The sequence below is a fragment of the Xanthobacter lutulentifluminis genome (assembly GCF_043194675.2).
In the GTDB taxonomy this organism is placed as follows: Bacteria; Pseudomonadota; Alphaproteobacteria; order Rhizobiales; family Xanthobacteraceae; genus Xanthobacter.
Genome location: NZ_CM195525.1, coordinates 3,493,432 through 3,512,287, shown reverse-complemented (window position 1 = coordinate 3,512,287; position 18,856 = coordinate 3,493,432). Strand labels below are relative to the sequence as shown.

The 18,856-nt window shown below is 65.5% G+C and carries 14 protein-coding genes; 4 read left to right on the top strand and 10 right to left on the bottom strand.

What is annotated here, in order from left to right:
• Nucleotides 1-171 precede the first annotated feature (171 nt).
• On the bottom strand, nucleotides 172-402 hold the full coding sequence (locus V5F49_RS16125) for a hypothetical protein (RefSeq protein WP_509210703.1): 231 nt from the start codon (nucleotides 400-402) through the stop codon (nucleotides 172-174).
• Between the two features lie 273 nt (nucleotides 403-675).
• On the opposite strand from V5F49_RS16125, the gene V5F49_RS16120 reads away from it, so the two are divergent.
• Genes V5F49_RS16120 through V5F49_RS16110 form a run of 3 tightly spaced genes read left to right on the top strand, consistent with a single transcriptional unit; the run spans nucleotide 676 to nucleotide 5,665 of the window.
• A complete protein-coding gene (locus V5F49_RS16120) occupies nucleotides 676-1,083 on the top strand; it encodes a FixH family protein (protein ID WP_183856989.1) in 408 nt (135 codons plus the stop codon).
• A complete protein-coding gene (locus tag V5F49_RS16115) occupies nucleotides 1,080-2,492 on the top strand; it encodes an efflux RND transporter periplasmic adaptor subunit (RefSeq protein ID WP_183856789.1) in 1,413 nt (470 codons plus the stop codon). The genes V5F49_RS16120 and V5F49_RS16115 overlap by 4 nt, the downstream gene beginning before the upstream one ends.
• The gene (locus tag V5F49_RS16110) at nucleotides 2,489-5,665 is read left to right on the top strand and encodes an efflux RND transporter permease subunit (protein WP_183856791.1); all 3,177 of its coding nucleotides are present in this window, start codon (nucleotides 2,489-2,491) and stop codon (nucleotides 5,663-5,665) included. The genes V5F49_RS16115 and V5F49_RS16110 overlap by 4 nt, the downstream gene beginning before the upstream one ends.
• Before the next feature lie 208 nt (nucleotides 5,666-5,873).
• On the opposite strand, the gene V5F49_RS16105 is transcribed toward V5F49_RS16110, so the two are convergent.
• The 7 genes from V5F49_RS16105 to mhpA form a co-directional block, all read right to left on the bottom strand.
• Nucleotides 5,874-7,253: a tyrosine-type recombinase/integrase gene (locus V5F49_RS16105; RefSeq protein ID WP_238123036.1), complete on the bottom strand. Its 1,380-nt coding sequence runs from the start codon at nucleotides 7,251-7,253 to the stop codon at nucleotides 5,874-5,876.
• Nucleotides 7,254-7,706: 453 nt separating this feature from the next.
• The gene (locus V5F49_RS16100; RefSeq protein ID WP_394117596.1) at nucleotides 7,707-8,384 is read right to left on the bottom strand and encodes a TetR/AcrR family transcriptional regulator; all 678 of its coding nucleotides are present in this window, start codon (nucleotides 8,382-8,384) and stop codon (nucleotides 7,707-7,709) included.
• A 231-nt stretch (nucleotides 8,385-8,615) separates the two neighbouring features.
• Nucleotides 8,616-9,845, bottom strand: a complete 1,230-nt coding sequence (locus V5F49_RS16095; RefSeq protein ID WP_394117597.1) for an ABC transporter substrate-binding protein — start codon at nucleotides 9,843-9,845, stop codon at nucleotides 8,616-8,618.
• A 417-nt stretch (nucleotides 9,846-10,262) separates the two neighbouring features.
• Nucleotides 10,263-11,183 (bottom strand): alpha/beta hydrolase, encoded by a 921-nt coding sequence (locus V5F49_RS16090; protein ID WP_394117598.1) that lies wholly within the window; start codon nucleotides 11,181-11,183, stop codon nucleotides 10,263-10,265.
• Nucleotides 11,184-11,819: 636 nt separating this feature from the next.
• Nucleotides 11,820-12,641, bottom strand: a complete 822-nt coding sequence (locus V5F49_RS16085) for a DNA-binding transcriptional regulator (RefSeq protein ID WP_394117657.1) — start codon at nucleotides 12,639-12,641, stop codon at nucleotides 11,820-11,822.
• Nucleotides 12,642-12,776: 135 nt separating this feature from the next.
• Nucleotides 12,777-13,622: a fumarylacetoacetate hydrolase family protein gene (locus V5F49_RS16080; RefSeq protein WP_394117599.1), complete on the bottom strand. Its 846-nt coding sequence runs from the start codon at nucleotides 13,620-13,622 to the stop codon at nucleotides 12,777-12,779.
• A gap of 57 nt (nucleotides 13,623-13,679) precedes the next feature.
• Nucleotides 13,680-15,209: a bifunctional 3-(3-hydroxy-phenyl)propionate/3-hydroxycinnamic acid hydroxylase MhpA gene (gene mhpA / locus V5F49_RS16075; RefSeq protein WP_394117600.1), complete on the bottom strand. Its 1,530-nt coding sequence runs from the start codon at nucleotides 15,207-15,209 to the stop codon at nucleotides 13,680-13,682.
• Between the two features lie 187 nt (nucleotides 15,210-15,396).
• Between mhpA and V5F49_RS16070 the strand changes: the two genes are divergently transcribed.
• The gene (locus V5F49_RS16070; RefSeq protein WP_394117658.1) at nucleotides 15,397-16,203 is read left to right on the top strand and encodes a beta-keto acid cleavage family enzyme; all 807 of its coding nucleotides are present in this window, start codon (nucleotides 15,397-15,399) and stop codon (nucleotides 16,201-16,203) included.
• Between the two features lie 123 nt (nucleotides 16,204-16,326).
• Here the strand turns inward: V5F49_RS16070 and V5F49_RS16065 are convergent, their stop codons facing one another.
• Together V5F49_RS16065 and V5F49_RS16060 are read right to left on the bottom strand one after the other, a co-directional pair.
• Entirely contained in the window at nucleotides 16,327-17,295 is a 969-nt protein-coding gene (locus V5F49_RS16065) for a VOC family protein (RefSeq protein ID WP_394117601.1), read from the bottom strand.
• 89 nt (nucleotides 17,296-17,384) lie between these two features.
• Nucleotides 17,385-18,731, bottom strand: coding sequence for an MFS transporter (locus tag V5F49_RS16060; RefSeq protein ID WP_394117602.1), 1,347 nt, complete (start codon nucleotides 18,729-18,731; stop codon nucleotides 17,385-17,387).
• Between the last annotated feature and the right edge of the window lie 125 nt (nucleotides 18,732-18,856).

Sequence of the window (18,856 nt, the reverse complement as noted above, 5' to 3'; positions counted from 1 at the left end):
CCGTGTGACCATCCCCGACATGTGATCCGGCGACGGCGGTTCCGATGCCTTTTCTTCGCCGGCCGCGTGCGTTCGCGATGCACGTCCTCATCCTGAGAATGGCAGTGACGTCCATCTGCCACGAACCTGTGACAACTCCGTACCGCTGCTCGCGTTCCCAAAATGCGTCGCCTATGACATGTTGCGCTGCATGAAGGTCGCCCCTTGGCTACGCAGGTTGCTCCCGATCCTTGCGATCGTGGGGCTCATTGCCGGACCGTTCACCGCGCCGGTGAGCGGCCCCGCGATGGCGGCGGCCTCCGATATGTCCATGTCCGCGATGCCGGACGACATGCCATGCTGCCCAGACAAGCCGGCCGTTCCGGACTGCCAGAAGACCTGCCCATTGATGGCATTGTGCATGGCCAAGTGCTTCTCGGTCGGGCCGATGCTCTCAAGCCTGGCTTTCGTTCTGCGGGCCGAGGGCGATGCCATCCGCCCCGGCAGTGACGCCATGGGCGATGCACTCTCGATAGAGCCTCCGGCTCGACCTCCGCGAACCTAGAACATCGCCGGCGTTTGCGCGCCGGTTCGTGCCGCCCCAGCGAGACTCGGGCGGCCGAGAGCGCGTGGCCGTAGGCCGCGCAACGCCGGGCCATGCGCACGGTGCTCCGATCAATCTGGGATTTTCAGACCATGACAACTTCTTCTATGAAGCGCGCCGCTGTGGCGGCGCTCGCGGCCGCGCTTTCCGTGGCGGCCCTCTCGACGGCGCGTGCCGACATCACGGACTACGAGTTCCGGCTCGTTCAGACGGACATCAAGCAGGGCAACGGCGCCATCGTCGCTGTCCGGCTCGTCGACAAACGATCCGGCAAGGCGGTTCCCGACGCGGTGATCTTCGCGACCCGAATCGACATGGCGCCTGACGGCATGGAGACGATGGTAGCGCCGATCGAGGCTCTCCCGTCGACCGAGCCGGGTGTCTATCGCTTCAAGGCCAATCTGATGATGGCTGGCGGCTGGCGCCTTTCGCTCGGCGCCAAGATCCAGGGTGAGACCGGCACGATCGAGAACAAGCTGGTCCTCAAGGCCACGCCATGAAACGGATCGCCCTTACGGGCCTCGCCCTCGCCGCCATATCGGCGGCGGGGGTCGGAGGCTATTGGGCCGGCGTTCGGGGTCTACCCGCGCCCGGCCTTCGCGAGTTGTTCGATGCCGCAGGCATTCCGGCGGTGGCCGAACCGACCGGCACGGGAACCGTGATCTATTATCAGGATCCCGACGGCAAGCCCGCCTATTCGGCGACCCCGCGCCAGACCGAGGACGGCCGGGCATTCCGCGCCGTTCGCGCCGGCGAGGACGTGAGCTTCGAGGACAAGCCGCCAGTGATGGCCGAGGTGGCGAGCCCGCGGCGCGTCCTCTACTACCGCAATCCAATGGGTCTGCCGGATACCTCGCCGGTGCCGAAGAAGGACTCGATGGGGATGGACTACATCCCCGTCCACGAGGGCGAGGACGACGACGGTACGGTCGTGAAGGTCTCGCTCGGCAAGCTGCAGCGGACGGGCGTGCGTTCGGAGCTGGTCGGGCGGCGTGTCGTCGGCAGGCTGGTGCGGGTGCCGGGAATGGTCCAGCTCGACGAGCGGCGCGTCTCCGTGGTTGCAACGCGGAGCGACGCTTTCATCAACGAGGTGGCGGACGTCACCACGGGCGACCGGGTGACGAAGGGCCAGATGCTGCTCCGGATCTATGCGCCGGATATCGCCACCGCCGGCGCCCAACTCCTCACCGATCTCAATAGCGGCGGCCGCGATAGCGCTCTCGGAGGCGCCCGCCAACGCCTGGAGAATCTCGGCCTCCCGCCCGAGGCGATCGCCGACATTGAGCGCACCCGCAAGGTGCCGCTGTCGATGATCTGGCGGGCGCCGAGCGATGGCATCGTGCTCGAACGCAATGTCGTCGACGGTATGAAAGCGGCGCCGGGCGATGTGCTGTTCCGCCTTGCCGACATCTCGACCATTTGGGTGCTGGCGGATGTGCCGGAGTTCGATCTTGGGGCCGTTCGGCTTGGCGCGCCGGTCACGATAGGGGTGCGGAGCCTACCGGGACGCAGCCTCAGTGGCCGCGTGTCGCTGATCTACCCGCAGGTCGGCGAAGCCACGCGGGCCACAAAAGTGCGGATCGAGATCGCCAATCCCGACGGCGCGCTGCTGCCCAACATGTACGCCGAGGTAGAGATCGGCACCGGCGCTGCCGCTCCAGTCGTCGCCGTGCCGGACGACGCCGTCATCGACACCGGCACAAGGCAAGTGGTGATCCTCGACCGCGGCGAAGGCCGGTTCGAGCCGCGCGCGGTGAAGATCGGCTTGCGCGGCGAAGGCTTCACCGAGATCCGCGACGGCCTCGCCGAGGGCGACCGAGTCGTGGTCGCGGCTAATTTCCTGATCGACGCCGAGAGTAATCTGAAGGCGGCGCTGCGCGGCCTGACACCTGCGAAGGCACAGCCATGATCGCCCGCCTCATCGGCTGGTCCGCCCGCAACCTCGTGCTGGTTTTTGTCGGTACGGCCTTCGCCGTCGCTGCCGGGCTTTATGCACTGAAGACGCTGCCGCTCGACGCCATCCCCGACCTCTCCGACGTGCAGGTGATCGTCTACACCGACTATCCCGGCCAGGCCCCGCAGGTGGTCGAGGACCAGGTCACCTATCCGCTCACCACGTCCATGCTGACAGTGCCGAAATCGAAGGTGGTGCGCGGCTTCTCCTTCTTCGGCGTCTCCTTCGTCTATGTGATCTTCGAGGATGGCACCGATCCTTATTGGGCACGGAGCCGCGTGCTGGAATATCTCAACGCCGCCGCGCAGCGCCTGCCGGCGGGCGTCACCCCGACCCTCGGGCCGGATGCGACCGGTGTCGGCTGGATCTACCAATACGCCGTCGTCGCCAAGGAGATGACGCTTGCCGAGCTGCGCTCGCTGCAGGATTGGGTGATCCGCTTCGGCGCCTCCAAGGCGGAGGGCGTTGCCGAGGTCGCCAGCGTCGGCGGCTTCGTGAAGCAATATTCGATCGTGGTCGATCCGAACCGGCTGCGGGCGCTGGGCATCCCGCTCGACAAGGTGCGCGACGCCGTAAAGGCGAGCAACACCGATGTCGGCGGGCGCACCGTCGAGCTCTCCGAGTTCGAGTTCATGGTGCGCGGCAGGGGCTATCTCCGCAGCGTCGCCGATATCGAGAACGTGGTGCTGAAGACCGACCGCGGCGTGTCGCTGCGGGTGAAGGATGTCGCCCGCGTCGAGATCGGACCGGACGAGCGGCGCGGCATCACCGAGCTCAATGGCGAGGGCGAAGTCGCCAGCGGCATCGTGCTGCAGCGCTTCGGCGCCAATGCGTTGACGGTGATCGAGAACGTCAAGGCACGGCTCGCCGAGATCGCCTCCAGCCTGCCGAAAGGCGCCGAGATCGTCCCGGTCTATGATCGCTCCGGATTGATCGACCGGGCGATCGAGACGCTGAAGGGGACGCTGATCGAGGAGAGCATCATCGTCGCGCTGGTCTGCGTGGTGTTCCTGCTGCATCTGCGCAGCGCGTTGGTCGCGATCCTGATGCTGCCGGTCGGCATATTGATGGCGTTCGCGGCGATGAAGGCGATCGGGCTCGGCTCCAACATCATGAGCCTGGGCGGCATCGCCATCGCGGTGGGCGCCATGATCGACGCCGCCATCGTGATGATCGAGAACGCCCACAAGCATCTGGAGCGCGCGTCACCGGACAAGCCGCGGGTCGAGATCCTGATCGAGGCGGCGAGCCAGGTCGGTCCGGCGCTGTTCTTCAGCCTGCTCGTCATCACCGTCTCCTTCCTGCCGATCTTCACGCTGGAATCGCAGGAAGGCCGGATGTTCGGCCCGCTCGCCTTCACCAAGACCTTCGCCATGGCAGCCTCGGCCCTTCTGTCGGTGACGCTGGTGCCGGCTTTGATGGTCGTCTTCGTGCGCGGCCGGATCATCCCGGAGCACAGGAACCCGATCAACCGCTTCCTGATCTGGGTCTACCGGCCGGTCATAAGCGGCGTGCTCAAGGCGAAGACGCTCACCATCCTCATCGCCCTCATCGTGCTCGGGGTGACGCTCTGGCCGGCGCGCCAGCTCGGTTCGGAGTTCATGCCGAATCTCGACGAAGGCACGTTGATGTATATGCCGACCACCTTGCCGGGTATCTCCATCACCAAGGCCGCCGAGCTACTGCAGGTGCAGGACCGGATCATCAAGAGCTTCCCGGAGGTGGCCTCGGTCTATGGCAAAGCGGGGCGAGCATTGACCGCGACCGATCCGGCCCCGACCGAGATGTTCGAGACCATCATCAATCTGAAGCCGAAGAGCGAATGGCGGCCCGGCGTCACCATCGACAGCCTGAAGGCCGAGATGGACCAGGCGTTGCAGTTCCCAGGTGTCTCCAATGCCTGGACGATGCCGATCCGCGCTCGCATCGACATGCTTGCCACCGGCATTCGTACGCCGGTCGGCGTCAAGGTGTTCGGCACCGATCTCAGCCAGATGGAACAGAGTGCCCGCGAGATCGAGCGGGTGCTGCGGTCCGTGCGGGGCACGTCCAGCGCCTATGCCGAGCGGGTGATCGGCGGCTACTATCTCGACATCGTGCCGGACCGGGAAACGCTCGGCCGCTACGGCCTGGCCGTCGGCGACGTCCAGAGCGTGATCGCGACCGCGCTCGGGGCCGAGACGGTGACGACCACGGTGGAGGGGCGCGAGCGCTATGGCGTGACCATCCGCTATCCGCGCGACTTCCGGAGCGATCCGCAATCGATCGCCCGCGACGTGCAGGTGCCGCTGCCGGGCGGCGGCACGGTGCCGCTCGGCGAAGTCGCCAAGGTCGAGCTGACGCGCGGCGCGACCTCGATCCGCACCGAGAACGGCCAGCTCGCGGTCTATGTCTTCGTCGATATCGCCGGCCGCGACCTTGGCGGCTATGTCGCGGAGGCTCAAGCGGCGGTGGCGAACGAGGTCAAGCTGCCGCCCGGAACCTACGTCTCGTGGAGCGGCCAGTTCGAATATCTGCAGCGCGCCGAAGCGCGGCTGAAGATCGTCGTGCCGGTGACGCTGCTGGTCATTTTCCTGCTGCTTTACCTCAACTTCCGGGCCCTGACGGAAACGCTCATCGTCATGCTATCGCTGCCCTTCGCGCTGGTCGGCGGCATCTGGCTGATGTGGTGGCTCGGCTTCAACATGTCTGTTGCCGTGGCGGTCGGCTTCATCGCGCTTGCCGGCGTCGCCGCCGAGACCGGCGTCATCATGCTGATCTATCTCGAACAGGCGATGGCGGAGCTGAAGGCCGAGCGGGTGGCGGAAGGGCGGCCTTTCACCCGGACCGACCTCTACCAGGCGATCATGCTCGGAGCTGTAGAGCGCGTCCGGCCGAAGATGATGACGGTCATCGCCATTACGGCCGGGCTCGTCCCGATCCTGTGGAGCACCGGCACGGGCTCGGAAGTGATGCAACGCATTGCGGTGCCGATGATAGGCGGCATGGTGTCGTCGACGGTGCTGACGCTGGTCGTGATCCCCGCTGTCTATGGACTGATCAAAGGCTGGCGGTTGCCGCGGACCGTCACCGCCGACGAGAGGGCAATCGAACAGGGGCCAGCCGGCCTCAAGGCTGCCGCCAAATGAGAGGAGGTTCCAATGATGCACGACATGATGGGATCCATGGGATGGGGCATGGGCCTTGCCGGCCTGATCGGCATCCTCGTCTTGGTGCTGGTGATCGCTGCCCTCACGAAATACGTCTTCTTTCGGTGAGGAGCGTCATGCGCAGCTTCGATCGGAAGCTGGACGCGAGGAAACAGCCAGCGAAAGGAGAAGCGCCATGACAACCAGGCTAGGCAACTTCACTTTCTATGGTCTGGTGTTCATATGCACCCGATTGCCCGCTCTGAGCCGGTGTCTCGTTCTTTCCCGCCAGTGCCTCAGCAATCTTTCCCGAAATCCGAGTAGCCGCACGACGCGAAGGATCATGTTGCACATGCGCGTAGATAGCCGTCGAGCGTGCATTAGCATGGCCAAGGATGGCTCCTGTCAGGGGCAAACCCTCGCCATAGGAGACGGCGGTGGACCCCATCGTATGCCTCAGCGTATGGGGGGTAACGCCAGGTAGTTCCGCTTTCGCGACAACCTTAGTCCAAACGCCCTTTGTTCCCTGAAAATGGCCATCTCCCCGTTCCGCCGGGAATACGAAGTCGGAACCCGGCTTCCTTGTCATGCCACGCAGCAGCACGATTGCAGCCGCGCCAAGCGGCCGAATGGACTTTCCAGTCTTGCTGTCGTCCAAAACGAGAAGGCCGTGCTCGAAACTCACCTCATTCCATCGCAGCGCGGCAATCTCGTCGCGACGACAGCCGGTCAATGCCCACAGGCGTGCAATGTTCAATGCTTTGGCGTTGACGCCCTCCTGTTCCAGCGCGTCGAATGCCCTGCCGAGACGGCCGATCTCCTCGAGCGTCAAATACCTATCGCGCCTGTTGTCGGTTTTTTTCACAGCAGCGATGTCGCAAGGATTGGAAGACACGATCTTGCGCCGCACAGCAAAGCTAAAAACGGCGGAGAGATCCTTTACGACCTTCCGTGCGGCTCCCTCGCCGCCGCGAACGATGATGCGTTTGCGGAACCCGATTTTCTCATCCTTGGCGGTCTTGCCGTTGGTCACATCCCGCACGAAGCGTTCGATCTCGCCCGCGCCAACCTCCGACACACGCTTTCGTCCGAGCAGCGGCACAACATGGTGTCGTAGACGCGCGATCGTGTAAGCCTTGGTGCGGGGCTTCATGGGCTCGCCCTGCCGAATGCCGCGCTGAACGAAGCAGCCTTCTTCGTCATAAAGGTCGACCAGCTCGGCCATCAGCATTTCGCGACGCTTTGTCTGAAGCTCGCCGGCAGGATCCTCACCTTTCGCGGCTGCGCCGAGCAGAATCTTCGCCTTCTTGCGTGCCTCGTCGACGGTCAAATTTCCATAGCGGCCGACCGTCTGAAACCGCTTGGGAGCGTTCCGCCCGCCGCCATTGGCGCGGTATCTGATGATGAACGTCTTTGATCCGCTGGGGTCTGCTCGGACACCAAACCCGGATAGCTCACTATCCCAAACGAAACGACGCTCATCGTTCGAGACGATGCCATCGACTACCTTTTTTGTAAGCCTTACGGCATTTTCCTTCGTCATTTCCGTGCCTTTCGATCGGCCGACACCATCGAAATTGGTGACCACCTGGTGACCACCTTGACGGAAAATCTCATACCATGTCAGAAAGGCGAGTATCAATAACTCACTGAATAATATTGACTTTTACAAGTCAGTCCAACTGAGGAAAACCCCAGAAAACCCTGTCCCCAATTTTGCCAAGGTTGGGGTCGAGGGTTCGAATCCCTTCGCCCGCTCCAGTTTCTCCTAAGAAAATCAATGGCATGCCGCGCACGGCGTGTCATTTTTGATGGAGAGAGCGGCCGGGTTGGCGGCTCTTGTCTCCATATTGTCTCCAGGAAAAATCGCAAAAGCGGCTCCTTCCGGAATTCCCGGAGCAGGCTGCCGGCAAGCGCTTCCCCACGGCCCGGGCTATTCTTCCAGCAGTGCCTATCGGACCTGGACCAAATCCTCTCGGACCTGACCCAGTTCGATCGGCTCTCCCAAAGCTCAAGGCCCCCCCGGTCCGCACGCGAGAAGTCAGCGCTTGCGGCTCTCGATCTCTTCCGCGACGCCGATCGCCTCGAAACCGGCCGACACGAACGGCAACATGATGCTGAAGATGCGCTCAATCTCGGTCGATTGAAGCGCGCCGTCGGAGAGATTGTTGGCGCGACCGGTCTCTGCGGCGATCCCAAGCATGGCACTTACCATGAAGGTGAAGCCGGCCGTCAGGTGATCGCGTGAGCTCGCCGGCAAGGTGCGGTGGAGCTCTCCGAGGAACACGGACGCCACCGGATCGTAATAGGCGCTGATGAGAGACGTCCAGCGCGGTGAGTTTGCCACGCTCGAGATGATCTTCGTGTAACTCTTCCATTCTGGCCCGGCGGCATGCGAGAGCTGAAGGAATGGCCAGCAATACGCATAGATAATACGCGAAACGGGAATCGGGCCTGGTGCGTACTTCCGTCTTTCCTGCCCCAGAAAATCCAGCCGGCGCTGACCCACTTCTGATGATCGCCGCTCGATGATCGTCTCGTACAAGGCTTCCTTGGTCGAAAAATGGTACGAAACCAACCCGATCCGCGTCTCTGCCAGCATCGCGATGTCCCGCAGGGACGTGGCGTCATAGCCGTGTTCGGCGAAGAGATTTTCAGCGGCGGCCAGAATGCGATCGCGAGTTGGCGCGGGGGCGTCAGGTACGGGCTTCTTTTTCACTCTTCTCTCACGTCGCACGCGCACGGGCGCTGATGAAAGGAGGATGTCGCATCGCCTGCATGCCCACAAGCCTCCACATCGATCCCATGCATCAACATTGAGTTGGACGTATGACTCATTGGCGGAGGTCGCGGACCTCCTGAAAAAGAAAGCCCCGCCGGACGGGCGAGGCAAGGGAGGGTTCAATGGCTGCACACTGCAGGCGGGCTACGCGGCCTGCCTTGTGGTGGATCAGCCCGGCTTCTTCACCGCAGGACAGGCGCTCTCGGAAAGTGGGCGAAAGGCCTCTTGGCCGGGAATGACCTGCAGGATGTTGTAGACATCCCATTCCGACGTCGATTGCGCCTGCGTCTTCACCTGCAGCAGGTAGGTATCGTGAACCAGCCGGCCGTCCGGCCGCAGTGTCGCGTTGCGGACGATGTCGTCCTCGATCGGAATGTCGCGCATCTTCGCGATCACCGTCTTCGGATCCTTCGAGCGGGTCGCGGCAACCGCCTTCAGATAGTGCAGCGTTGCGGAATAGGCGCCGGCGTGGCTGATGGAAGGCATCCTCCCGCCGCCGAAGGCCTGGCCGAACCGGGCCGACCAGCGCCGGGTCCGGTCATCATAGTTCCAGTAGAAGCTCTCGGTGAGTTGCGTGCCTGCGGCAGCCTTGAGCCCGAGGGCCTTCACATCCTGCAGGGTCAGGAACAAGGCAACAGGCTTCTGCCCACCGGACTGCAGGCCGAATTCCGCCGCCTGACGGATCGAGGTGGTGGCGTCCGCACCGGCATTGGCGAAGGCGACATAATTTGCGCCCGCCCCCTGTGCCTGCAGAAGAAAGGAGGAGAAGTCGCTGGCCTGGAAGGGGTGCCGGACCGCGCCGACCACCTGGGCGCCCTGCGCGTTGATGATCTCCGTCCCGTCCTTCTGGAGGGAATGGCCGAAGGCATAGTCGGAGGCCAGGAAGAACCATTTGGTACCCGGCTTGGCCAGCGGCTTCACCGCGCCCGCCACCTGGCTGTACGTGTCCCACATCCATTGCACTGAGGTGTTGGGAGAGCAGTCCTCATTGGTCAGGCGTGCTGTTCCGCCGGGAAACAGCACCGCGAAAGTCTGCCGTTCCTTGGCCAGGGACTGGATCGCCAGTTGCACGGCCGCATTCACGACGTCGCCGAGCACATCCACGTTTTCAGTGTCCACCCACCTGCGGGCTATGCCAACGGCCACATCTGCCTTGTTTTGGTGGTCCGCGGAGACCACCTCGATCTGCATGCCCTTGCATTCAGCCTTCAGGCAGTCATCCACCGCCATTTGCGTGGCCACCACCGAACCCTTGCCGGCGAAATCCGCAAAGCTGCCGGAAAGATCCGTCAGCACGCCGATCTTGAGCTTGAAGGGCCACTCTTGGGCCCGTCCTGGAGAGGACGAGGCGCAAGCCATGATTACGGCAAGCGCGGTGGCGCAGATTTTTGCTCGCATGTTTCCATCCCTCTTTTGTCGATTCTTGGCGCCGTGCGCAGATCTTCACGGAAGATCGCTTGCATTGAAGGCAGGAACCGTCTTCGGCAGCCCGAATAGATCGCCACCATCCGGCTGAGACAGGTGTCCCCAGGCTCGGTCGGGAGCGCATTTCCTGCGGCCACGTACCCCGCTTCCTCCACCGCAACGCCGCTACCGGCAAGAGCTGCCTTTGCCGCTCTCGTCGCGAGTTGGGATCGGGAGACGTTCTTCCGAAGGTGCCGATGGCCGTGCGTGCTGCATCGACGATCACGATGGCACGCACATGCCCCCTCTTTCGCCGAGATCGCCGTGCATCGACGCGCACCGGGCCTGGTCCTGGCCGTATGTTGCCACGCGGCGGAAACCCGAAGGCACAAGGCCTCCGCCGCGATCTCATCAAGCAACGTCGACGAGGTGCTTCTTGATAAAGGCGGACGCCTGCGCTCCCGCGCGGGACAGGTGATCCTGCTGGGAGTAAAGGCTCATGTGCGAGACCTTCGGGATCACCGCCAGCTCCTTCTTCGCGGAGGGCACAGAATGGTAGGTGGCGATCTCCAAATCCCAAAGCGTGATTTCGTCACCTTCCGCGATCACGAACATGATCGGCTTGTCGTAGATGCGCCGGGCGAAAGGCCCAACGTCGTAGCTCAGCAGCAACTCGGTGCTCTCCACCGTGCTCCAGTGCTCGTGGTTGGGAGCTTCCCGCTCCTTGATCTGGTTGAACACGGTGTGGATCGTCGGGAAAGGCCAGGTCGAGAGTTCCGTCGGGGGCGTCAAGGAGGACATCGGCATGCGACCGTCTTCGCCCTTGGCTCGGGCGCGACGATCTTCCAGCAACAGTTCCTCGAGGTCGTTGAAGCGGATCGACCCATGGGTCCGGCGCATGGTCTCGAAGCCGTCGACCACCGGGATATTGGACACGGCAAGCTTGACACGGCTGTCGATCGCCGCGACCGCGATGACGTGTCCGCCGGCATAGGAGATGCCCCAGACACCGATGCGGCGCGGGTCGATCTCCGGCAGGGTTTCCACATAGGTTACGGCGTTCCGGAAATCCTCAATCTGCTCCCATGGATCGATGTGCTGGCGACGGGTGCCGCTGCTCTCGCCGAAGTTGCGATAGTCGAACATGAGAACAGCCGCGCCGGCAGCCAGGATGCCCTTGGCATAGTGCGGCATGACGATTTCTTTAACGTAGCACCAACCGCCCCCCATCACGACAATCGGCACCGGACCCGCTGCAGCCTCAGGCAAAATCAGGATGCCACTGAGGGTGAAGTCCCCGCTCTTGAATTCGACCTTCTTCGTGTTGCTCATGTTCCTCAAGCCCTTGGCGCTTCCGTTTTTAAGTTGGTCGTACGACCTATTCAATATGGCTGCAGACAAGAGGTGTCAAGACGATGTTTGTCGCCGGATGCTCGCCAAAATGTCCGTTTCCATAACCTTCCGCCAGACCTCTCCCTGTCCGATGCTCGTCCACACGAGCGGGTATATTGGTCGGTCACCCCACTCATTTATCGAGCGAAGGGAGCGCCCAACCGGGCGACAGGGCGCCCGTCGCCGGACGGCCATCCTGCTCAGGTTCGATGCCCGCAACGAAGCTTGATCCTTGGACCAAGTCCATGGCCGCTTGCCATCGACCGCCCCTTCTTCGACCGCCCGTAGGCGTTCCGTCACGCCTGTGCCGGAATGACCGGCAGCAGGACACAAGCATCCTGTCGTGGACCGACGTGCAGCGTGCAGGTTTCGCGGTCTGGATGCCGTGGGCGACCTGCTGGCAGCGCCGGATGCGCCGCGCCCCATCGGGAACACCACCGGAAGATGCCCGAGCGCTCGACGAAAGGGCTGTGGCTCCGAAGGCCGGCGGCGCGGCGCAGACCCGCGCAAGGGAGAAGTTGCGGCAGTGGCTCGGGCCGGGAAGGCAACGCCCTGCCCGCGACAAGGCCAGCGCGTTTACGGCAGCTCGCGGTGGTGTGCGGATGCCTTCAAGGCAATTGCATCCGCAATGTTGCGCAACGCCTCGGAATGGGCCGACAGGGCATCCGCCAGGGAAAGCGCCGACCGGATCCAGATCATCGACACCACCGCCTCGACGTGATCGCCGATCATGACGGGAACGGCGATGCTGGATGTCTTCGGCCTGAACTCGCCGCCGTCGCGCACGGCGATCATGCGCCGCCGGGTCTCCTCGATCATGCGTGCAAGCCACGCCCCATCGAGGAAAGGGCGGTCCTCCGGGTCGTCGATGCGACGCAGATGGTCCAGGATCATCGTGCGCTGCTCCTCCCGGCAGAAGGCGAGATAGGCCCGGCCGGCGGAGGTGCGCAGCATGGGCAGGCGGTAGCCGATCATGCCGCGGTCGATGGAGAGGGGGCTGCGCGTGTGCGTGGTTTCGTGGATCACCATGGCCGCATTCTCATAGACCGTCAGGTCGAGCGGCCAGACCAGACGCGGGCCATATTCGCCCAGCACCGGGCCCGCCGCCTGGCATATGCGGGAATGCGCGGCATAGCTGTCACCGAGGCTGGCGGCGAGGCGGGTGACCCGCACCTGCGTGGAGGAGGCGGAGAAGGCGATGTAGCCTTCCTCTTCCAGGGTCTGCAAAAGCCGGTAGACGGTGGGCCGGGGGATATCCAGGGCGCGCGCGATGGCCGCGGCGCCGGTGCTGCCGACCGAGTTGATGTAGCGCAGCACGGCGAGCCCGCGGCGCAGCGCACGCACGCTGTCGCTGCGGTCCTGCATTGCCGTGCGCTCGTCCGCCAGTCGCGGGCCCATGATCAGAGCCAATCCTCGGCCTGTCCAAGATGATCCGGTTTGGTCCGCATGGTATACATCATGCGCATGTCGTGCCCAGCGGGGCACGACATGCGCCGGAATGTCCCCTGCGGAAAGAGACCTGCGGGCCTGCCCTCAGGCCACTTCGGCGACGATGGGGTTGCGCAGCACGCCGATCGCGCTCACCTCGACCTCCACCACGTCACCGTCCTTCATGAACAATTTCGGCGTGCGCCGCGCGCCCACCCCGCCGGGCGTGCCGGAGACGATCACATCGCCCGGCAACAGCGGCAGGATGGTGGAAGCGTAGGCGATCAAGGTGGGGATCGGCGTGATCATGAGGTCAACGGTGGTGTGCTGCACCTCCTGGCCGTTGAGGCGGGTGGCGAGGGTCAGACGGGTGGGATCGCCGATCTCGTCGGCGGTCACCATCCAGGGACCGAAGGCGCCGGTGGAGGCGAACGTCTTCCCGGCCATGAACTGGCTGGTGTGGCGCTGCCAGTCGCGCACGCTGGCATCGTTGTAGCAGGCGTAGCCGGCGACATGGGACAGGGCATCGGCTTCGCGGATGCGCCGCCCGGCCTTGCCGATGATGACGGCGAGCTCGCCCTCATAGTCGAACTCGTCGGATTCCAGCGGCTTCACCAGCGCCGCGCCGGCACCGACCTGGCTTCCCGGATAGCGCGCGAACAGCATGGGATGCGGGGTGACGGTTCGGCCGGTCTCGTTCACGTGGTCATGGTAGTTGAGGCCCACGCACACGATCTTGTCCGGGTCCGGAATGACGGGCGCGAGCACCACGTCCGCCAGCGCAACATCGGCCGGCGCCTGGGCGAAGGCCGCCGCCCGGTCGAGCCCGCCGGCGATGAAGGCCCGCAACGTGGGGGCGTCCGGGAACCGGCGGGCGAGGTCGACGATCCCGGCGTCGGTCACGAGACCGTAAGCGGCGCGGCCGGCATGGGTGAAGGAAGCAAGCTTCATCGGGGCAAACCTTTTCCTTGAGCGTCTTCTTGGTGGTGAGGTCTTCTGGAACCGGGATCAGGCGGCGGAGGCGCGCCGCGGCTGGTAGGGCGCGATCCAGTCCGCCAGGGCGGCGAGCTCGCCTTCGTCTGCGGCGGCGCCGGCGACGTAGCGATCCGGGCGGATGAGGAGGGCCGGCACCCCGGCATCGCCGAGCAGGCCGGCGAGATCCGGGCAATCGGCCTCGGTGACGACAGGGATGCCGGCCTCCTCGAAGCGCTTGCGCACGCTTTCGCCCGCGCTGCGCCACAGGCGATCGCTGGCCAGCAGGGCAAAGGCATAGCCCGCCGCATCGTCGATGCGTCGCCCGTCGCCGAGCCGGGGCTGGGCCATGCGGCTGCCGGCGAGGTCCGACCGGCCGATGGCGATCCCCGGCCCCAGCCGCGGCACCCGGCTGCGCAGCCGCACCACGCCGTCCGCATCGCGGAAGGCGGCGCTCAGCGCGGCTTCGGTGCCGCAGGTATTGATGAGCCCACCGAGGCGCACCGCCGTCTCGATGTAGGCGCGCGCGTCAGGCGCACGCTCGCTCTGGTAGGTGTCGAGCAGGCCATCGCCGGCGCGGCCCTGCACCACCAGCGCCAGCTTCCAGGCGAGGTTGGCCGCGTCGCGGATGCCGGAGCACATGCCCTGGCCCATGAAAGGCGGGGTCTGGTGGGCGGCATCGCCGGCGAGCAGCAGCCGGCCGGAGCGCCACTGACGGGCGACCGCAGAATGGAAGGTGTAGACCGCGGCGCGCTCCAGCTCGGCGTCATCCGGGGCAAGCCACGCCGCGAGCAGGGACCAGACCTTCTGCGGATGCACCATCGCACGGCTGTCCTCGTCCGCAAGGACGGTGATCTCCCAGCGCCGGCGGTCGCCCGGGCCACGCACATAGGTGGCCGGGCGGGCCGGATCGCAATACTGGATCGTGTGGTCGCCCAGCGCCGGCTTCGGCCGCTTGAGCACCACATCCACCACCAGCCAGCGCTCATGGAAGCCGAGGTCGTCCATGGACGAGCCGATGAAGCGGCGCACCAGCGAGCGCGCGCCGTCGCATCCCACCACGTAGCGCGCGCGGGCCTGGCGCAGCCGGCCGGTGTCGAGCGCCTCGTACCGCACGGTGATGGCGTCGCCCTGCTCCTCGAAGGCGAAGGCGTCGCAGCGCGTCTGCACCTCGACGCAGGCAAAGCGCTTCAGCCCGTCGCGCAGGATCCGCTCCAGATCGGGCTGGTGGAAGCGGTAGCTGGCGTGCCAGCCGAGGGGGCTCACGTCCCGCGGGCGCGGCCAGTCCATCAGCAGCGCGCCTTGCGCGTCCACGAAGCGCATGCCGGGATTGATGCGGGTGCAGGGGGTGATCGCGTCGGCGAGGCCGATGGTCTGGAACACGCGCATCACCTCGTCATCGAAGTGCACTGCGCGCGGCAGATGGTAGGCTTCGGTCTCGCGTTCAAGGACGAGAGTGGAGACCCCCTGGAGGCCGAGCAGGTTGGCGAGCGTCGCCCCAACGGGGCCGAGGCCAACGATGACGACGTCGAACTGATCCTCGGCTGCGCCGGCTGCCTCGGGCATGGGTTCCCCCCCGTGTTGTCTGGCCGTTGGTGGGAGAGACTGATCTCAGAGCGGGTCCCCGCCAGCAATGAAGCCGGCGGGAGCGTCCGCCAGGCGGACAGCGACGCCGGAACCCGTCCGCCCTTGACGCAGGTCATTAGAAGGACGGGGCAATCTGCCGGGAGGTTTCATGCGGCCCATATGCGTGATGTCAGCGATCAACGGCGCCCGCCGCACCAAGGCGGATCATCCTGCCTTGCCCATGTCCGCGGGGGAGATCGCGGCCGAGAGCCGGCGCTGCGCGGCGGCCGGCGCGGCGGCGATCCATCTCCACGTGCGCGACGACACCGGACGGCACAGTCTTGATGCGGGGCGCTATGGCGAAGCCATCGCCGAGATCCGCAGGCAGGCAGGCGACAGCCTGATCATCCAGGTCACCACCGAGGCGGTGGGGATATATCGGCCGCAGGAGCAGATGGCGGTGGTGCGGGCGCTGCGGCCGGAGGCCTTCTCGGTCGCCGTGCGCGAGCTGTTCGCCGATGCCGCGGTCCCGGGGGCCGCCGCGGCATTCCTCGCCGACTGCGCCGCGGCCGGGATGGCGGCGCAGTACATCCTCTATGACGCGGACGACGTGCGGCGCTTCGATGCGCTGCTCGATGCGGGCGCGATCCCCCGCTCCAATGCCTCGCAGCTCTTCGTGCTCGGCCGATATGGGGATGGCCCGCCTTCGGTGCCGTCGGCCATCCTCGGTTTCCTCGCCGCCCGACGGCACCCGCTGGACTGGTCCGTCTGCGCCTTCGGTCCCACCGAGGCCGCCTGCTGCCTTGCCGCCGCGTTGCTCGGCGGCGATGTGCGCATGGGGTTCGAGAACAACATCCACCTGCCGGACGGGCGCCTGGCGCCCGACAATGCCGCGCTGGTCGAGCACTTCACCGCGGTGGCGGGCGCGCTGGGCCTTTCGGCCGCGTCGTCGCGCGACGCGCGGCTTCGCCTGGGATTGCCGGAGCGTTCCTGAAACGGAACGGCCCATGCCGGCGCGCAGGCACGCTCCGGCATGGGGAATGTCCGGCATGGGCAATGGCGGTGTCCGGACCTCGGAGGGAAGCGCGGCGGACGGCGCACCCGTGAGCGGCGGTCGTCAGCCCATCAGCTGGCCGTAGAGCCAGGGGCAGTCCACCACTTCCGGCGCCCTGAGGCCACGCGCGGCTGCCTCCAGACGCATGTTGCGCAGGCGCGCACGGGGCTCCTCGGGCAGATAGAGGCGTTCGTGGCCCCAGAAGCTCGGCCCGGCGAAGGTTTCGTGCGGCTCCCAGGTGGCAGGATCGATCACCCGCCCGCCCCAGCCGTTCTCCACGAAGAAGCCGGAAGGCGAGTTGGCGTAGAAGGAGGTCATGTAATCGTTGGTGTGGCGCCCCAGCGTATAAGCGAGGCGGCCGTCCTGCAGGCCGGCGATGTCATAGCCCTGGCCGACATCGTCGAGGTTGTTGAACTCCACCATGAAGTGGTGAAACCCCGTCTGCCCCGAGCCGACCATGGCGAGGCTGTGGTGGCGACCGTTCACGTGGAAGAAGTACAGCGGATAGGGGGTCAGCCCGTAGTCGCTGATGTGGAAGCCCAGAAGGTCGCGATAGAACGGCAGGAGCGCATCGATGCGCACGGCGTGCAGCACGGCGTGTCCCATGCCGAGAGGGCCCGTGCGAAAGCCGGAGATGGGGCGTCCCGGCACGAACGGCGCGCTGGCCCGCATGGGATTGAAGAACAGCTCGATCCGGTTGCCGTCCGGGTCGGCGAACACGATGAGGTCCTCGACGAAGCGCTGGTCGGCAAGGGCGCGCGCGCCCCGCCGCACCGCGACACCGGCCGCTTCAAGACGGGCGGCGAAGCGGTCGAGATCGTCCTTTTCCTCGACCTCCCAGCCAATCGCGGCAACCACCGGGCCCGGCTCGTTCGTCACGAACAGGCGCTGTCGCTGGTCGTCCATGCGGAACGTGGCGTGGGACCGCGTCGCATCCACCGCCTGCATGGCCAGCAGTCCCGAGGCGAAGGCGTGCCAGTCGTCCATCCTGTCGGAACGGATGCCGAGATAACCAAGCGCAATGACGCCCATGGCGTGCTCCTCTGTGTCGTGTCGCGCGCTGTGTCATGGGGCGGTGGGGCCGGCCCGAACGCCAGCCCCGCCGATGTCCACGGGAGGTCTCAGGCCGGCGGCATGCCCGAGCGTTCGAGGGGCGCCTGAGCGGCGTCGGGCACGGCGCCCTCCCGCGCCCGTCCGGGGACGAGGAAGCTGCACCAGAAGCTCAGGGCCGCGCACAGGGCGATGTAGAGTGCCGGCGCCGCATTCATGCGGGTGTGCTCGATGAGCATCGTGGCTGCGAGCGGGGCGAAGCCCGAGAGGAAGGTGACGCTCACGTTGTAGGACAGGGCGATGCCGGTGAAGCGGACCTGCGTCGGGAACATCCCGGCGAGGATGCTCGGCCAGATGCCGCTGGCCAGCGAGAAGACCAGCGACAGCAGGCCCAGCACGAGGACGATGCTTGCCGCGTGGTTCGCCATCAGCACGAAGAGCGGGACCACGACGATCAGCATTCCCAGCGAGCCGGCCCGCAGGATCAGGCGTCCGGGAACGAAATCCCCGGTCCAGCCGGCGATGATGAGGCCGATGGAGCTGGCCACCAGCGCGACCGTCATCGCCAGCGCCACCTCGGGGGCCGGATAGTGCAGCGTCTTCACCAGGAAGGCGGGCACGAAGCCGTAGAGCATGCCGTTGAAGCCGGCGATGATCGCCGCAACCCCGGCGGCGACCAGCACGGCGCGGCCGTGATTGCGCACCAGCTCGCCCAGCGGATGCTTGGCCGCCTTGCCGTGGAGGTTCACGAACTCCGGCGATTCCTCCAGCTTGCGGCGCAGGGCGAAGCTGATGAGGCCGATGACGCCGCCGAACAGGAAAGCGATGCGCCAGCCGTATTCGGCGACGTCCTGCGGCGGAAGCGCATACTGGATGCCGAGATTGACGAGGGTGGCGATGAGCACGCCGACATTGACGCAGAAGATGATGAAGCCGCATGCAAGGCCGGCGCGCCGGGGCGCCGCCTCCACCGCGTAGGTGACGGCGCCCGGCAGCTCGCCGCCCAGGCAGATGCCCTGCACGAGACGGAAGGCCACCAGCAGCAGCGGCGCCGCGATCCCCCATGACTGGTAGTTGGGAAGAAGACCGATGGCGATCGTGGCGAGCGTCGTCAGGCCGAGCGAGGCGATGAACACGGGCCTGCGTCCATATCGGTCGCCCAGCGTGCCGAGCACCGCGCCGCCGAACGGCCGCGCCAGGAAGCCGAGGGCCAGCACCGAGAAGGACAGGATCAGCGAGACGTAGGGATCATCGGCCGGAAAGAACTGCGCCGATATGTACTGGACGAAGATGCCGTAGATGATGAAATCGTAAAACTCGAGAGACCCGCCAAGGCTTGCAAGACAGATGATGCGCCATTGCGCTTTGTTGAGCGCGGGCGCGGCAAGCCCGGACATGGAACAGGTGGCGTGCGTCATTGGTCCTCGGAGCCTCCCAATGTCTTTATTGGCTGTGTTTTTTTGCAGCAACGCATGCGCGCCGGCGGAACGCCCGCGGCTTTCGCACGCGCGAATGGCGCCCCTGGTCTGGCCAGGCGCATGAT

Excerpts from the sequence above, each read along its gene's own strand:
- V5F49_RS16125 (WP_509210703.1), bottom strand. The coding sequence starts at position 402 with ATGCACAATGCCATCAATGGGCAGGTCTTCTGGCAGTCCGGAACGGCC.
- V5F49_RS16120 (WP_183856989.1), top strand. The coding sequence starts at position 676 with ATGACAACTTCTTCTATGAAGCGCGCCGCTGTGGCGGCGCTCGCGGCC.
- V5F49_RS16115 (WP_183856789.1), top strand. The coding sequence starts at position 1,080 with ATGAAACGGATCGCCCTTACGGGCCTCGCCCTCGCCGCCATATCGGCG.
- V5F49_RS16110 (WP_183856791.1), top strand. The coding sequence starts at position 2,489 with ATGATCGCCCGCCTCATCGGCTGGTCCGCCCGCAACCTCGTGCTGGTT.
- V5F49_RS16095 (WP_394117597.1), bottom strand. The coding sequence starts at position 9,845 with ATGCGAGCAAAAATCTGCGCCACCGCGCTTGCCGTAATCATGGCTTGC.
- V5F49_RS16090 (WP_394117598.1), bottom strand. The coding sequence starts at position 11,183 with ATGAGCAACACGAAGAAGGTCGAATTCAAGAGCGGGGACTTCACCCTC.
- V5F49_RS16085 (WP_394117657.1), bottom strand. The coding sequence starts at position 12,641 with ATGGGCCCGCGACTGGCGGACGAGCGCACGGCAATGCAGGACCGCAGC.
- V5F49_RS16080 (WP_394117599.1), bottom strand. The coding sequence starts at position 13,622 with ATGAAGCTTGCTTCCTTCACCCATGCCGGCCGCGCCGCTTACGGTCTC.
- mhpA (WP_394117600.1), bottom strand. The coding sequence starts at position 15,209 with ATGCCCGAGGCAGCCGGCGCAGCCGAGGATCAGTTCGACGTCGTCATC.
- V5F49_RS16070 (WP_394117658.1), top strand. The coding sequence starts at position 15,397 with ATGTCAGCGATCAACGGCGCCCGCCGCACCAAGGCGGATCATCCTGCC.
- V5F49_RS16065 (WP_394117601.1), bottom strand. The coding sequence starts at position 17,295 with ATGGGCGTCATTGCGCTTGGTTATCTCGGCATCCGTTCCGACAGGATG.
- V5F49_RS16060 (WP_394117602.1), bottom strand. The coding sequence starts at position 18,731 with ATGACGCACGCCACCTGTTCCATGTCCGGGCTTGCCGCGCCCGCGCTC.